A 14923-nucleotide genomic window follows, 5' to 3' on the forward strand; every position below is an offset into this window, starting at 1 on the left:
CAGGAAGATATTAAACTAAAAATATATCCTCCTGCTTTGTTTTATCCGTTTTGATTTTGGCGGAAAATAACCGCGATTATAAATTCTTCCCTTTGATATATGGCACTTCCTTAAAAATATATCCAATTCATCGGTGTCATATGTCTGAATGGCTTGTATTAATATTTCAGCTGCCACCCGGGCATCTTCCAGCGCATGATGGTGTTCAAAACGAATTCCGTGATGGGCGGCAACTGTGTTCAATTTGTGATTGGCAAGATGTGGCCAGACACGTCTTGAAATATTAGCTGTACAGAGGTAGTCCATCTCAGGGTATATTAAATTGAATTGATCAAGTGTATGCCGGATGACGCTCATATCAAAACTTGCATTGTGGGCAACAACTAAGCGGTTTGATAAATAATCCTCAAGCGTTCCCCAGAGTTCCGCAAAAGTTGGTGCATCTGCGACATCTTGTTCTGTAATCCCATGAATACGTTTATTGAACGAACTGAAATACGTCATTGGATTAATCAGACTATAGTATTCATCAACGATCTGTCCGCCATCCACTACTGCGATTCCGATGGCGCACGGACTGCTCCGTTGTTCGTTTGCCGTTTCAAAGTCAATCGATACAAATTGCATGCTGCTCCCCCATTTCATGCAGTAATACGGTGACATAACACCCAATGTTTCATTTTTTCATATTTTTAATTACATTATCAGAAAAGGCTGCTTTCGTGTAGATAGAAAAAAGAGGCCAACGCCAGCTGACTGACGAAAGCCTATCCTGATACATATTAAACCGCGTTTCGATTATGCTTTGGGTTTTTGACGAAAAAGGCCATAACGATACCGATAACGGCTGTAATACCAGCAACAATAAATGACATATTGGAGCCGTGAACCAATCCCTGCTTTCCTTCTTCCGGAATGGCAGCATTGGACATAACCGTGACAAGCAATGCCGTTCCGACTGCTCCGGCTACCTGGCGCATGGTATTATTCATCGCAGTACCATGCGGCATCAATTTGTTCGGCAATTCGTTAAGACCAGCTGTCGTAATCGGCATCATCACCATTGCCACACCCAACATTCGAAAAGCATTCACCGTTGCAATATAAGCAAATGTTGTTTCTGTTGTCAGAACAGCCAGCATGAATGTTGTTACAGTAACAAGAGTCAGACCAATGATTGCCAAGTATCTGGCCCCGAACCTGTCGAACAGTCGGCCGGTTATCGGGCTCATAATGCCCATGATTGCTGCACCTGGCATCAATGCCAAACCGGATTCAAGCGCCGTGAAGCCGAGGTAGTCCTGCATTAAAATTGGCAGAACAGTCGCTCCGCCTATCATTGCTATAAACACAACCATTCCCAGCGCTGTCGCCAGTGTGAACATTTTATACTTAAATATCCGAAATTCAAGAATCGGCTGTTCAAGTCTCAGCTGACGCAGTATAAAGAACGTCAGCGACACAGCACCGACAGCCATGGAAATCATCACTTGACTGCTTCCCCAGCCTTCCTGAGCTGAACCGGCAACACTAAACCCATACAAGAGACCGCCAAAACCAAATGTCGACAGAATGATTGAGGGTACATCCACTTTTGGAAACGTGCGCTCGGTAACGTTTCGCAGCAAAAAGTATGCAATTGTGACATCGATAACTATGATTGGGAATATGACATAAAATAAGCTTCTCCAAGGAAAATGCTCAACCAGATAACCTGATAACGTCGGTCCGATTGCCGGTGCAAAGGCAATAACAAGACCGAACATCCCCATTGCAGAGCCGCGTTTTTCGATTGGATAAACAAGCATTAATATCGTTTGCATCAGCGGCATGATAATCCCTGCACCTGAAGCCTGGATAACCCTGCCCACCATCAGGATTGTGAAATTTGGGGCAAATGCACAAATGATGGTACCTGCTCCAAACAGTCCCATAGCTGTCAGAAACAGCCCCCTTGTTGTGAAACGGTTAATCAACAGGGCTGTTATTGGTATCATGATGCCATTAACGAGCATGAAAATGGATGTCAGCCATTGAGCCGTACTTTCACCAAGGTCCAAATCCGCCATAATTTTCGGAAGTGCAGTCGCCAATAAGGTTTGATTCAATATAGCAACAAACGCACCGGATATTAGCACGAGCATGAGCGTTGTCCGTCTTGCTCTATTTTCAGTATGTTGATATTCGTGATTCTCAGACATTTTATGTTCCTTCTTTCCATTTAATGAAAAATAGCCCCACAAATCAGGACCTATTTTTTTAGGCATATTTCCATAGTCTAGCATAATTAATTTCCCGATGGAATCATTCTGCTTTCCTATTTTTCTTTCGACCAGCCGGAAACTTCCTATTAAGATGAAATACCACACCTACGATAATTTAAGTTTCATTTTGGCTTCAGGCAGGGAATATGAACTATGGAGAATTTCTAAATGGAGGTGTTGTTATTGGCAGAAGAAATTTACGGTCTTTATGAATCAGTTGAGGAAGTTGTAAAGACAGTCGATATTCTGGAATTGGAAGGAAAGAGCAACGGTTCAATCACGATTTTCTCACATGGCAAATACGCTGATGAAATTAATGAAAAAACGGACGTCAGCGTCACCAGCACAGAAACGTCAAAAGACCGGGAGAGATCATTCTTAGATAAAATTACCAAGGTCATATTTAACGGCGTCGACGAAACAACTGACTTGCCCGCTCGTTTGCGTGAAAAAGGTTTGACGGAACAACAGGCAGCGTACTATACGGAAGAAATTAAATCAGGAAAGCTCATTGTAACTGTGACCAAGGATTTAAAAATGAGCAATGACGCTGCTTACGATTTAGATACCTATGGTCAACGCGCTAACCATTTAAACAATTAATCATCAATTCACTCGGTTGGAAGTTGACATCGATGCAGGCTATAATAAAAGAAAAAAGGATTGTGCAGAATGTGTCTGATCAACTTTCATTTACATGATCACCCAAATTACAAATTAATCATAGCTGCCAACCGGGACGAATTCTATAAGCGTCCAAGCGCTCCGGCTCAATTCTGGAATTCTCACCCTGACATACTCGCCGGCCAGGATTTAGTCGGTATGGGCACCTGGCTGGGCATTACTAAAACCGGCCGGGTTGCCGCTTTGACAAACTATAGGGATCCCGAAGAAGACAGTAGCAATAAAAGATCGCGCGGACATATTGTGAGAGGGTACCTGGAGTCAGATGTTTCACCACAAAACTTTTTACACCAGCTTAAAAACGAAAAAAATGCCTACTCCGGCTTCAACTTTATTGCTGGGACGCCTGAAGAAATATATTATTACAGTAATATTCAAGACGACATTTTATCGGTCTCGGCAGGGACACACGGATTAAGCAACGAACTTCTCGATTCCCCATGGCCTAAAGTTGTCAAAGGTAGAAAGCGCTTGGCCGATTATGTGCAACAAAACGCTGTGGTAGAGACCGATTCGCTCTTCGATATTATTGCTGACGCAGAAGAGGCCCCGGACGAAGAGTTGCCTGATACCGGTGTAGGACTCGACTTTGAACGGAAATTGTCACCACTTTTCATCCAGACCTCGGATTACGGCACCCGTTGCTCAACCGTCCTTCTGGTGGATCATCAAGACCAGGTGACATTCGTTGAACGGCGTTTTAATAAAGGTGTATTTGCAGACGAAAATCGTTTTTCATTTAAACTTCATTATACCTGAAAAAAGCGATCGGCACTGAGTATGCCGGTCGCTTTTTCTAAGTTTATTCATCCTTCTTATGCATTTTTCGCATCTCATCAGCCACAAACTGGACTTGTGTTCCGACCACGACTTGGATATTGTGCTTACCGACGACATTTATGCCCGGAACGCCAGTTGCTTTAATTTTATCCTGATTGACTTTATCCATGTCATCGACTTCAAGTCTCAGACGGGACACACAATTATCAACGGTCAGGATGTTTTCGTCGCCGCCAAGACCCTCATAAATTTCTTCAGCCATCACTGCTGTTTCATCTTTATCCGATTCAGAAGCAAGGGTTCCCTCATCAACACTGTAGGTTTCATCAACTTCGCCTTCACCGGGATCTTCATCCTCCCTGCCTGGTGTTTTTAGATTGAATTTCACAATCAAAAAGCGGAAAATGAAATAGTACAGAACCGCAAATACGAGCCCCTGCAGAATGAGCATGTACGGCTGATTAGCTATCGGAACACCGAGACTCAGCGTGTAGTCAACCAGACCTGCACTGAAACTGAAGCCCGCAGTCCATTCGAACATTGCTGCAACAGCGAGGGAAAGTCCTGTCAGCGCTGCGTGCACAACATACAATAACGGGGCAACAAACATAAATGAAAATTCAAGTGCTTCCGTAACACCTGTGAAAAAGGACGCGAATGCTGCTGCCATTAGTAAGGATGCTGCCTGCTTTTTACGCTTCGTCTTGGCTGTATGATACATAGCAAGTGCCGCAGCCGGAAGACCAAACATCATGATTGGAAAGAACCCTGCTAAATAACGGCCGGTGACACCCTTCTCACCTTCACTGGCCCAGAAATTTGCGATGTCATTAATACCTGCAAGATCGAACCAAAAAACATTGTTCAGCGCATGATGCAAGCCTGTTGGAATAAGCAACCGGTTAAAGAAACCATACAACCCGGCACCGAACGCTTCCAGCCCAATAATAGCTTCACCGAAAGAAACCAGAGCATTATAAACAATAGGCCAAACAAAGAATAGAACAACTGAAACAATCATCATAGCCGCAGCACTCATAATCGGCACAAGCCGTTTTCCGCTGAAGAATGCGAGCGCATCCGGCAGCTTAATATGACTGAATCGGTTGTACATAATCGAAGCTACGATACCTGAAAGGATACCTATAAAGACGTTTTCAATATTTTCAAAAGCCGGATCAACTGCACTCTCCTCGATGCCCTGAAGTCCGGCGACACCGCCGACACTTAAAACGGTCGTGGCAACCAGCCAGGAGACAAGACCGCTCAAGCCTGCTGCCCCATCCTGTTCTTTTGACATCCCAATCGCTACACCAACCGCAAAAAGAATTCCGAGGTTTGCAAGAATAGCATCACCGCCGCTCGTCATATAATTGGCAATCACACTATTTTCATCAACATTCAGAATCCAGTTACCGATACCCATGAGAATCGCTGCAGCCGGCAACACAGCTACCGGAAGCATTAAAGAACGGCCTAGATTCTGCAAATATTTCATCATGTTATTTCCCTCCAAATCACTTATAAGTTATTACTATCATTGGGTACGTAATCGCTCAATATGCAGCGTAATATACCCCAACTCTTCTTCAGGCAAGTACACCCCGTAAGAAGCGTATGCTTCATCGGCCACTTTTTTGGCACAATGATACGATACCATGTATTTCTGTTTTATCATGTCAAACATATCCTCATCCATAACATGACTGTTCTGGTGCTTCGCCCGCGTCAACGTAAATTGGAGATGAGTGACGAGACGTTCGTAAGCGATATCACTCACATCAATGGCGATATTCAGGTACTCTCGTATTCGCTTCACCATTGTCTGCACCATCGTTGTCTGCCGTACCGTCTCGTGGATATCACCTCCCTGAACTTTCATCGTATGAACATAAAGCGCTATAAACGCTGCTTCATCAACCGGCATCTCAATACCTATCTCATTTTTGATGCGTTCAATCGCCCACAAGCCAATCTCAAACTCTTGCCTATACAACACCTTAATCTCACGCAGCAGCGCATTTTTAAGCTGGATCCCGTTTTGTTCACGTTCAATAGCAAATGATATATGATCCGCAAGCTGGACCCGAATATGTTCATTCAGCTCAGTATTCAGCTGTTTTTCTGCATGCGTAATTATTTCTTCGGACACCGTGAAATGCTTTTCAGGAATCCGGAGCAGCAGCTGCTGCAATTTCTCATTTTCCTTTAAGACAAATAATTTCTCGATTTTTTGAGGGTTGATAACGTCGTTTTTCTGCTTCTCAAAACCTAATCCTGAGCCGATTGCTATTTTTTCTTCGCCCTCATCATTCACAATGACTGCATTGTTGTTCAATATCTTCCTGATTTTCATCAGAAAGCACTCCTTTCATCCGGAAATTATTTGTCCTGAGACGTAATAATCACGGTTTCACCAGCCTTGCCCTCTTTTTCATTCGTCATTGTGTACTGCTTTCCGGTTTCCTGTGCATTCGTTATAACAATTGGTGTTACGTCACTTGAAGCATTCTCCCGGATATATGCAAGATCGAACGTCATGAGCTCCTGACCCGTTGACACACGGTCACCGGTACTGACAGAAACAGTGAAACCCTCCCCTTCCAATGAGACTGTTTCAAGCCCAATGTGAATCAATATTTCTGTCCCATCGTTTGCTCGCAGTCCAATCGCATGCTTCGTCTCCGGGATTTGGATAACTTCCCCATCAGTCGGTGCAAAAACTTTTCCTTCAGATGGTTTGACAGCAACCCCGTCTCCCATCATTTTCTGACTGAAAACGGGATCGGGCACTTCGTCCAATTGAACAATTTCCCCATTAACCGGCGCAAATATATCCGTTTTCGCGTCTCTTTTTTTAAATAAATTTTTTAACATATCCATCACTCGCTTTCGATTTTTAATTATCTGCTTGTCTTACCATTCCCCAAATGAACCAAATAAAAAAGCATGGCGGTATACAGAAGAAAGGCCCCTCCTGTAACATACCACCATGCCTAATCAAGTCAGTAACATGTGATCAATATTCATTTCTATCGTTATATTATCATCTCAATAACTTGAACGCAAAATTTTTCTCTATTTAAAGGCCTTACGCTTCCAACCGATAAACCAGAAATCGATCATAATCATCACCATTAAATAGTTTTGATAAGTTAATGTCATGTATTAAATCAAAAGCTGTATCTTTTCTCAAGAAATCAACATACTCGTCCGATCCGTAATAAAGAATCAAATCGATATCCCGTTTATGCTGCTTTACTGAACATTCAATATTCTGAATCACTTTCTGAAAAACGTCGACAGAAAAGGGATTAAAAAAATAGAACCGGTTATCAAATGGAGTAACCCGGTATTCCTCAGCGTAACAACAATGAAAATGCACCTTATCCGTTCCTTCCATCGTCTGGCTCAAATACCGCATGCGATTTCTCAGTGCCTTCTTATGAAGCGTCGTGTTCATTTCAACACCGGTCACCGTTGCATTGAAGAAATAATAAATATAAAACCCGAGGCGTCCTTTTCCTGAGCCAAAATCAACAATACAATCAGAGTTTTTTATTTGATAGACTTCAAACAATTTTTCAAGTGCGCTGTAAGGGGTCGGCTGATAAGGATGGTGATGCCTTGAGCCTGCGGAAAGCGTTTGCGATCCCCGAGTGTGAATGTTCAGCAGTTTATCATAAAAATACTCTTTCATAACCATTCTCCTTAAGCGGGTTACACATTCTGCCTCTATTATACATCATCACGTGTCTTTGTCAGCCATCGTCGATTAATGCTGACTGTTAAAAAATGAGGCTAACCAATGCATGGGCAGCCTCAATTCGTGATCTATTCATATTCTTTTTCAAATGTCTTCGTACTTCTCACCGTATCAATCGGACGGACAAATTCCTCAATTTGCTCGCGCTTCGGTTCCAGTTTTGGCGGGAGTGCTAATGCTTCACCCAATGTTTCATATGGTTCATCACCCATAAATCCTGGGCCGTCCGTTGCAAACTCAAATAATATTTGTGGAGCGACCGGCACATACAGCGACTCAAAATAGAAACGATTCACATAGCCCGACGTACGGAAGCCGAATTTATCCATACGTTCAATCCATTCTTCCAGAACCGAACGATCTTCAACACGAAAGGCGGAGTGGTGAACGGTTCCGTAGCCTTGCTGGGCGTTCGGCATAACCGAGTTATACTCAACCACCACACGGGCACCATTGCCGCCCTGACCGACTTCAAACAAGTGACGGTCGCCTTCCTGATCGATCTCTTTGAATTGAAGAACTTTTTCCATCATTTCTTTAAAGTAATCGAAGTTGGCTATACGTACATGAATCGGTCCGAGTCCTGTAATTGCAAACTCAAGCGGGATGGGACCATCCTGCCACGGGATTCCGGGCGCCACGCCTTCAAGATTTTCATCTGATACGAGCTGATATTTCTGGTCGTCAAAATCAGAAAATGAGAGTGTTTTAACACCGAATTCCTCTTTAATACCTTCATGCTGCACCTTTAGACGGTCGAAACGTTTTACCCAGTAATCAAGCGCCGCATCGCTTGGCACGCGAAACGCTGTTTTAGCAATTTCATTTGTCCCGTGCGTTCCCTGTGGTATTCCGGGAAAATCAAAAAATGTCATATCGGTGCCAGGGTTCCCTTCATCATCCGCGAAAAATAAATGATACGTCCGGATATCATCCTGGTTAACGGTCTTCTTAACGAGACGCATGCCGAGAACATACGTGAAAAATTCATAATTCTTTTCCGCACTGCTCGTAATGGCAGTCACGTGGTGCATGCCTTTTATACCATTCATGGTAAAACCTCCATAGTTTTTCTTTATTACTCTAAATTAATTTATCTTTAATTCAAACTAAATATAATATATTTGAACGGTTCGTGTCAATTTATACGTTTTTAAAAGCACAAAAAAACCGATGCCTCTCGATTAATTAAACGAGCGAATTGCATCGGCCAAACGACAAACTTAATTCAACAGTCTATTCAGCATCACACTATGCTCACCGTACATCCTTGAAAGAAAGTTTATGTCATTCTCAATCGCAACCATTCTTTCTTCCATTTTATCCATGCGTTGTTCGAAACCATCCATGCGTGTCTCCAAACCGTCCATGCGTGTCTCCAAACCATTCATCCGCTGTTCCAGCCCATTCATTCTCAATTCAAGCTTGTCTATTCGCCCATTTACAGCCGAGAATGCTTCATGCATCTCTTTAAATCCTTGCTGAACAATTCCAGCCAGTTCATTTAAATCCATCCAAATCACCGCCCTTTGCACTTTAATAAAATTATACCACAGGGCAGGCAAACTGGTTAAATGACTAAAAATTAGTTTTACTTTATATTTTTTCACAAAATGGTCTACAAAACAATGGAATATTCGTTTTCATAAACTTTTCTCCTTTTAGAAATCAGCGATGCCATATCATCATACAATTTCAGCCAATTTTCACACACGCAAATTCAGCCGGCGATAACGCCTTTAAAAATCAATCCTTGGCCAAGATCAATCACCTTAAGCATTTTATTTCGCTTTTCGTAAATACTCCGGAATTGCACGCGTCCGCTTTCATCTTTCAATAAAATGATTCGTACCTCTGAATTATTAAGTACAACCTCCACCTGATAGTCATTCGAGTCGACCTGTTCATCTAATATGTCATTTTCGGGATACAACCCTGAAGAGACACGGTCGTTTGCGGTATGCGTCATAATTGGTGGTGTGGTCGCAATCTTTTCCGCTGTTGAGGCTGGTGCTAAATTTCTATTAACGGAATTTCTTTTAAACAGTGATTTCATTCTGATACCCCTTTCTTTATGTGGGTTATAATTAGCATAACGATAGATTGTGATAAGGCGATTGGAAAGACATTAGAAATCACTGAGAAATTCGTGGAAATTTTACGGCAACTATGTAATACAATTGATACAATAGAGAAGTACTGCCTCGATTCAATCCTCCCGCTTATGCGCTTTAATCACTTCTTCTTTTTGGCCAGTTCATCTCGATCCAAAGCCCTTGGCGGTTCTTCCATCCAGCCATTTTTAATCATAATATTCGCGCCGTCCTCCGCATATTTCAGAATTTCATTCAATAACCGATTATACATTACACCCAAATCTCTTCTTGGACTCATCGCCATGCTATTTCCGTAAAAACCAACACTAAGAGCAATTAATCCCGTGCTGTAATACATCATTAATTTGTCGGAAAATGTATATGTGGTGGAGTCTGTTACAGAATCTTCCATCCTTGTTGACGCAGGCAGATCATCCTCATGTAACACGGATCCGAAAATCTCACAATGTTTCTGGGCAATTTCTTTTCCTCTCACGAGATATTTGCGGACATCGTTATTAGTTGCGACTTGGCTAAAACCAATTAACGTGGCCGACCCCAGCGCATTCCGGAAATAATTCCCGTACAAATTGTTAATTTCGGTACCTGTTAACGGTCTTCGCTCACCAAAATAACCGGTCAGAAAGCTTTGATTTTGCACAAAGTCATAGCTTTCCGGTGTCGGAAGCATTGGGTATGCCTTATATAGAGCCTTCGTCTGTAAAATGTCATGAACCATTTTGATAAACGAAATCTGCTCCTGTAAACAATCAGAGAATAAGTCATAAACATCTTCTCTGCCTGCCAGACCAAGACTTACACTATGCGCCTGAATAGCTACTTGTGCGCCCTGGTGAAGATAATAAAGCAAATACGAATCGGAAAATAGTCTCGGGGCATTCACATCGACATCTTCTTTTAACTTAAAGCTGTAGGGAATCGGATAATCTTCTTTATTAAAAATATCCTCTATTTTATTTATATGGGACTGCGCCAACTCTAAACCATGCATGGCAGCCTGTTTAATCGCTTCATCTTCAGTTTGTGCCGTGAAGTACTCAAGTTGGCATATCAGCCCGGCATCATTCATATAGGTTGTCCAAAGTTGTGTGATTTCTGCAGATGTTAGTGATTGATTAGCATTACTCAATTCCAGCCACCTCCTGACTTCAATACGCTTATATTTCTCCCGAACTTCGAATAATATGTAACGTATTTTAAAAAAAGCCGATCCATAATGGACCGACTTTTTCATATCATATTTATTTAATAACGAGCACCGGACAGCCTGCTTCCTGGACAATTCTGTTGCTGACGCTGCCAAGAAAGATTTTTTTAACGCCGCCAAGTCCTCTGCTTCCGACAATGATTAAATCAATATCGTGTTCCTCAGCGTATTCGCATAATTTTGTACCTTCATTACGATGGATTTCTTCTATAATGACATCCGTTTTAATTGTTACATCATCAGCTTCAAAGTCTTTTTTGATTTCTTCCATCTCCGAGCGAATCTGCTCAGCGAGCTCCCACTGGATGTTTCTCGCAATTGCAATGTTTGTGGTTGGTCCTGCCTGTGACACGACCGATACCACGTGTACTTCCGTTTCCGGGACACCGGCTGCCTGTAACCTTGCCTCCTGAAGCGCTTCTTTGCTTAAAGCCGACCCGTCATAAGCTACTAAAATTTTTCGTTTCATACCTGCACGCCCCTTTCTCAGATTTAAGGAAACAGTAACCTTTTCCCTATTTATATTATAACATCGATTTGTAGTAGATCCTGCATAATTTTCAAACTTTTTGTGAAATCACAACGTTATCAACAAAAATGATATAATATTTGTTTGAAAGTAATTTTCATATAGTACGGTTTAGCGATTTAAGCAACGGGGAAAAGAATAGGAATTGATTTTATCTAACAGAAAGGAGCCTGAAACATGACACCCAATCAAATAGGATTTGCACTATTATATCTGGGATTATTTTTACTAATTGGTAAATGGATCAGAGTCCGTGTCAAGTGGATGCAAAATTTATTTCTGCCTTCTGCTGTTATAGGTGGTTTCCTCGCACTGCTTCTGGGACCGCAAGTACTAGGCAATATTATGCAGAATTTCACAGGTGAGGACTCTTTTTGGGCGACAGGCCTTCTATCCCAGACAATTCTTGATGTATGGACGCCACTGGCGGGCTTAATGATTAATGTCGTCTTCGCTTCATTATTTCTGGGAACCATACTCCCCAATTTAAAAAAGATTTGGAACATCGGTGGACCACAGCTTGCCTTTGGCTGGACGCTCGGCTGGGGACAATATGTTTTTGGTTTGCTGCTGGCTATTCTGGTTTTAGTACCGTTTTATGACATGCCGCCATTTATTGGGACACTCATTGAAATAGGATTTGAAGGCGGACATGGAACAGCTGCCGGTCTTCAAGGTACATTTGAAGATCTCGGATTTACTGAAGCCTATGATTTGGCGATCGGATTAGCAACCGTCGGCATTCTGTCCGGTGTCATTATTGGAATTATAGCGATTAACTGGGGTGTGCGACGAGGTAAAACCAAGGTCATCTCAAATGTGCAAGATGCACCTGCTTTGAGAAAAGCCGGCATCATTGAATTTGAAGATCGTGATGCCGCAGCAAAAATGACAGTCAGACCCGAATCGATTGAACCGCTTTCCTTACATTTTGCGATGATTGGACTTGCAATTCTGGTTGGTTATGCGCTGCTCCAAGGCATTACTTGGCTGGAAGGTGTATTGTTCGGTTCCGAATTCATGACCTATGTACCGCTCTTTCCATTAGCGATGGTCGGTGGTATTCTGGTACAGATTACCGCAATGAAATTTGATAAGGTAAATATATTAGACAGACAGATGGTCATGCGCATTCAGGGATTTGCACTTGATATTCTTATACTGTCGGCAATTGCGACCGTTTCACTAGACGTCATCGGCGAATATATTGTCCCATTCCTGTTGCTGGCAACCGTCGGGATTTTATGGAACGGTTTTGGACTCTTTTACCTGGCACCGCGCATGATTCCATCCTACTGGCTTGAACGCGGCATCGGCGACTTTGGCCAGTCAATGGGTATAACGGCTACAGGACTTTTGTTAATGCGTGTTGCCGACCCGGAAATGAAATCACCTGCATATGAAGGTTTTGGCTATAAACAACTTATCTTTGAACCGTTCCTTGGCGGGGGACTCGTTACAGCGTTATCAGCACCGTTGGTTGTCCAGCTTGGCCCAATACCTTTTCTCATCCTGGCAGCAGTAATGCTTGTCCTCGGGCTGGCATTTGGATTGTTTTATTTCGGGAAAATGAAGTCCTAATCAATGAGTTGACTGGATCGAGATGAGTAAGTATCAACACATGACTGGAGTTATCGACAGAAGAATGAATATATCGACACATGAGCTAAGTTATCGACAGAAGAATGAATTTATCAACACATGAGCGAAGATATCGACAGAAGAATGAGTATATCAACACATGAGCGAAGATATCGACAGAAGAATGAGTATATCAACACATGAGCGAAGATATCGACAGAAGAATGAGTATATCAACACATGCTCCGGCAAAGCACATTTCTAAATAAAACGCATGGCACTTTCCGTTCAGTGCCATGCGCTTTATTTTTCGTTTAGTTTCTATTTTCTCAGCTGCTTGCCAAGTTCAATATTCTTTCTGATTTCTCTTCCTTGTTCACGTCCTTTATTTTCTTGCTTATCAGGCCGAATGTTGTAATAGAACGCTTCATCCTGATCAATCATTTTCTTGGCAGCATAAATCGTTAAGAACTGAATGATGATGATTGGAATACCCATTAAACCTGAAAGAACTTCAAGTGGCGGCAGTCCGCCGATTCGCATCATCAACAGTGCCAGCACCGTAATAATTGCTGCAACGAGTATTCTCAATGTTCTTGAAGGCTCTGCCTGACTCATGTTCTCCGTTCCCGTATAAGACGCGATGGTGTACGTTGTGGAATCCAACGTTGTGGTCAGGAAAACTGTTGCAATGATAATAAATATAATTAACACAAGCGACGAAAACGGCAATGAATTTAAAATCGCAGGTATCGCCGCCATCGCATCTTCCCTCACAATATCCAGTACAGGCACGTCACCCGACAAGTAACGATCGGCTCCCAAGCCGCCTAATATGCCTGTAGCAATCCACGACAGAAAAGTCGGCGCCAATAAATACGTTAAAATCATTTCCTTGATAGTTCTGCCACGCGATATTTTAGCGGCAAAGACACTGTGAAGCATCGCCCACGTCGCACTGTATGCGAACCAGAACACCGTGTTGCTGACGATGTACGTTGACCCGTCCGGATTCATCGAGTCTGTGTTGATTGAAAAACTCAAGTAATTTTTAAGCAAATGACCAATACTGTCAGTGAAAAAGTTAAAGATGAAAATGCCCGGACCGACAACGACAACAAACAGACCAAATAGTGCCGCTAAATACATGTTAAATGTACTTAACCGCTTGATCCCTTTTTCAATTCCCAGATACGCACTTACCGAGAACAGCAGCACCCATACGATTGTTACGATTAATGTCAGGGTAAAGTTCAGCTCAACCCCAAGTAATTCCGCTACGTTGTACGTAACAATCGGTGCGCCGAGACCTAATGTAACCGCTGCACCTGAAAGTATACTGACGAGAAAGATAATATCGAGAATTTTTCCCCCAATCCCGTCCGTGAACTTATCACCGAAAATAACACGGCAAACTTCCGATATCCGCATAAACGGCCGTTTGCGAACGTGCAGCACATACGCCATAGCCGGGGCCGCCATAACGAAAATCGCAAACACCTGAAAACTCCACATAAACATACTGTAGGCATTTCCCCATAACAACGCCTGGTTTGAACCTTCTTCAACGCCGAATGGCGGCTGTATAGCCACGTTTGCCCACTCTGTCATACCCGTACGCATGATTGTTGAACCGAGCCCCATTGCAATTAAAATGGAAGCATATTCAAATAAATTAAAACGCGGTTTTTCATTTGGGTCACCCAGTACAACATTACCGTACTTGGAAAATGACAAATACAACCCTGCCGCGACAAGTATAATCGCGTACCAAATATAGCCCCAGGTGAACATATCCACAATCTTATCGAAAATACTATTAAGTAATTCCAAAGATTGATCTTCATACATGGCAAAAGGAATACAGATTAAAATAACAATAATTAAAGATGGGGCAAAAATTCGATGGTCAATTAACCTGCTGCCGAGTCCCTTACTGCTATTCCCTTTCATCCTGATACCTCCAATTTCTGAATATAAGCGTCCAGGTCAGAT

15 protein-coding genes are annotated in these 14923 nt (G+C 42.6%); 3 read left to right on the forward strand and 12 right to left on the reverse strand.

Going from position 1 to position 14923, the window contains the following annotated elements; translation table 11 throughout:
• Window positions 1-15 precede the first annotated feature (15 nt).
• Together BMZ22_RS10375 and BMZ22_RS10380 are read right to left on the reverse strand one after the other, a co-directional pair.
• Complete coding sequence (locus tag BMZ22_RS10375; RefSeq protein ID WP_090085217.1) at window positions 16-627, reverse strand: 3'-5' exonuclease; 612 nt, start codon at window positions 625-627, stop codon at window positions 16-18.
• A 155-nt stretch (window positions 628-782) separates the two neighbouring features.
• On the reverse strand, window positions 783-2201 hold the full coding sequence (locus BMZ22_RS10380) for an MDR family MFS transporter (RefSeq protein WP_090085511.1): 1419 nt from the start codon (window positions 2199-2201) through the stop codon (window positions 783-785).
• 231 nt (window positions 2202-2432) lie between these two features.
• On the opposite strand from BMZ22_RS10380, the gene BMZ22_RS10385 reads away from it, so the two are divergent.
• Together BMZ22_RS10385 and BMZ22_RS10390 are read left to right on the forward strand one after the other, a co-directional pair.
• Complete coding sequence (locus BMZ22_RS10385) at window positions 2433-2867, forward strand: general stress protein (RefSeq protein WP_090085219.1); 435 nt, start codon at window positions 2433-2435, stop codon at window positions 2865-2867.
• Window positions 2868-2936: 69 nt separating this feature from the next.
• Window positions 2937-3707, forward strand: a complete 771-nt coding sequence (locus tag BMZ22_RS10390) for an NRDE family protein (protein ID WP_090085221.1) — start codon at window positions 2937-2939, stop codon at window positions 3705-3707.
• 43 nt (window positions 3708-3750) lie between these two features.
• On the opposite strand, the gene nagE is transcribed toward BMZ22_RS10390, so the two are convergent.
• The 9 genes from nagE to BMZ22_RS10435 form a co-directional block, all read right to left on the reverse strand.
• Entirely contained in the window at window positions 3751-5229 is a 1479-nt protein-coding gene (gene nagE, locus BMZ22_RS10395; protein WP_090085223.1) for an N-acetylglucosamine-specific PTS transporter subunit IIBC, read from the reverse strand.
• A gap of 36 nt (window positions 5230-5265) precedes the next feature.
• Complete coding sequence (locus BMZ22_RS10400; RefSeq protein ID WP_090085225.1) at window positions 5266-6084, reverse strand: PRD domain-containing protein; 819 nt, start codon at window positions 6082-6084, stop codon at window positions 5266-5268.
• A 26-nt stretch (window positions 6085-6110) separates the two neighbouring features.
• Window positions 6111-6611: a PTS sugar transporter subunit IIA gene (locus BMZ22_RS10405; protein ID WP_342710411.1), complete on the reverse strand. Its 501-nt coding sequence runs from the start codon at window positions 6609-6611 to the stop codon at window positions 6111-6113.
• A 208-nt stretch (window positions 6612-6819) separates the two neighbouring features.
• On the reverse strand, window positions 6820-7428 hold the full coding sequence (locus BMZ22_RS10410; protein WP_090085229.1) for a methyltransferase: 609 nt from the start codon (window positions 7426-7428) through the stop codon (window positions 6820-6822).
• 134 nt (window positions 7429-7562) lie between these two features.
• Window positions 7563-8546, reverse strand: a complete 984-nt coding sequence (locus BMZ22_RS10415; RefSeq protein WP_090085231.1) for a ring-cleaving dioxygenase — start codon at window positions 8544-8546, stop codon at window positions 7563-7565.
• 171 nt (window positions 8547-8717) lie between these two features.
• On the reverse strand, window positions 8718-9008 hold the full coding sequence (locus tag BMZ22_RS10420) for a coiled-coil domain-containing protein (protein ID WP_090085233.1): 291 nt from the start codon (window positions 9006-9008) through the stop codon (window positions 8718-8720).
• 206 nt (window positions 9009-9214) lie between these two features.
• A complete protein-coding gene (locus BMZ22_RS10425) occupies window positions 9215-9550 on the reverse strand; it encodes a hypothetical protein (protein WP_090085235.1) in 336 nt (111 codons plus the stop codon).
• Between the two features lie 179 nt (window positions 9551-9729).
• On the reverse strand, window positions 9730-10845 hold the full coding sequence (locus BMZ22_RS10430; protein WP_090085236.1) for a DUF3231 family protein: 1116 nt from the start codon (window positions 10843-10845) through the stop codon (window positions 9730-9732).
• 7 nt (window positions 10846-10852) lie between these two features.
• Entirely contained in the window at window positions 10853-11287 is a 435-nt protein-coding gene (locus BMZ22_RS10435) for a universal stress protein (RefSeq protein ID WP_090085240.1), read from the reverse strand.
• Window positions 11288-11524: 237 nt separating this feature from the next.
• Between BMZ22_RS10435 and BMZ22_RS10440 the strand changes: the two genes are divergently transcribed.
• Window positions 11525-12928: a sodium/glutamate symporter gene (locus BMZ22_RS10440; RefSeq protein ID WP_090085242.1), complete on the forward strand. Its 1404-nt coding sequence runs from the start codon at window positions 11525-11527 to the stop codon at window positions 12926-12928.
• Between the two features lie 321 nt (window positions 12929-13249).
• Here the strand turns inward: BMZ22_RS10440 and BMZ22_RS10445 are convergent, their stop codons facing one another.
• Complete coding sequence (locus tag BMZ22_RS10445) at window positions 13250-14881, reverse strand: BCCT family transporter (RefSeq protein WP_090085244.1); 1632 nt, start codon at window positions 14879-14881, stop codon at window positions 13250-13252.
• Window positions 14882-14923: the final 42 nt, after the last annotated feature.

The sequence above is a fragment of the Lentibacillus persicus genome (assembly GCF_900112705.1).
Taxonomy (GTDB): Bacteria; Bacillota; Bacilli; order Bacillales; family Amphibacillaceae; genus Lentibacillus; species Lentibacillus persicus.

What these genes read in the sequence shown, in the direction of transcription:
- BMZ22_RS10440 (WP_090085242.1), top strand. Translation starts at nt 11,525, where the DNA reads ATGACACCCAATCAAATAGGATTTGCACTATTATATCTGGGATTATTT.
- BMZ22_RS10390 (WP_090085221.1), top strand. Translation starts at nt 2,937, where the DNA reads ATGTGTCTGATCAACTTTCATTTACATGATCACCCAAATTACAAATTA.
- BMZ22_RS10405 (WP_342710411.1), bottom strand. Translation starts at nt 6,611, where the DNA reads ATGGATATGTTAAAAAATTTATTTAAAAAAAGAGACGCGAAAACGGAT.
- BMZ22_RS10400 (WP_090085225.1), bottom strand. Translation starts at nt 6,084, where the DNA reads ATGAAAATCAGGAAGATATTGAACAACAATGCAGTCATTGTGAATGAT.
- BMZ22_RS10410 (WP_090085229.1), bottom strand. Translation starts at nt 7,428, where the DNA reads ATGAAAGAGTATTTTTATGATAAACTGCTGAACATTCACACTCGGGGA.
- BMZ22_RS10435 (WP_090085240.1), bottom strand. Translation starts at nt 11,287, where the DNA reads ATGAAACGAAAAATTTTAGTAGCTTATGACGGGTCGGCTTTAAGCAAA.
- BMZ22_RS10420 (WP_090085233.1), bottom strand. Translation starts at nt 9,008, where the DNA reads ATGGATTTAAATGAACTGGCTGGAATTGTTCAGCAAGGATTTAAAGAG.
- BMZ22_RS10425 (WP_090085235.1), bottom strand. Translation starts at nt 9,550, where the DNA reads ATGAAATCACTGTTTAAAAGAAATTCCGTTAATAGAAATTTAGCACCA.
- BMZ22_RS10385 (WP_090085219.1), top strand. Translation starts at nt 2,433, where the DNA reads ATGGAGGTGTTGTTATTGGCAGAAGAAATTTACGGTCTTTATGAATCA.
- nagE (WP_090085223.1), bottom strand. Translation starts at nt 5,229, where the DNA reads ATGATGAAATATTTGCAGAATCTAGGCCGTTCTTTAATGCTTCCGGTA.
- BMZ22_RS10375 (WP_090085217.1), bottom strand. Translation starts at nt 627, where the DNA reads ATGCAATTTGTATCGATTGACTTTGAAACGGCAAACGAACAACGGAGC.
- BMZ22_RS10430 (WP_090085236.1), bottom strand. Translation starts at nt 10,845, where the DNA reads ATGAAAAAGTCGGTCCATTATGGATCGGCTTTTTTTAAAATACGTTAC.
- BMZ22_RS10415 (WP_090085231.1), bottom strand. Translation starts at nt 8,546, where the DNA reads ATGAATGGTATAAAAGGCATGCACCACGTGACTGCCATTACGAGCAGT.
- BMZ22_RS10445 (WP_090085244.1), bottom strand. Translation starts at nt 14,881, where the DNA reads ATGAAAGGGAATAGCAGTAAGGGACTCGGCAGCAGGTTAATTGACCAT.
- BMZ22_RS10380 (WP_090085511.1), bottom strand. Translation starts at nt 2,201, where the DNA reads ATGTCTGAGAATCACGAATATCAACATACTGAAAATAGAGCAAGACGG.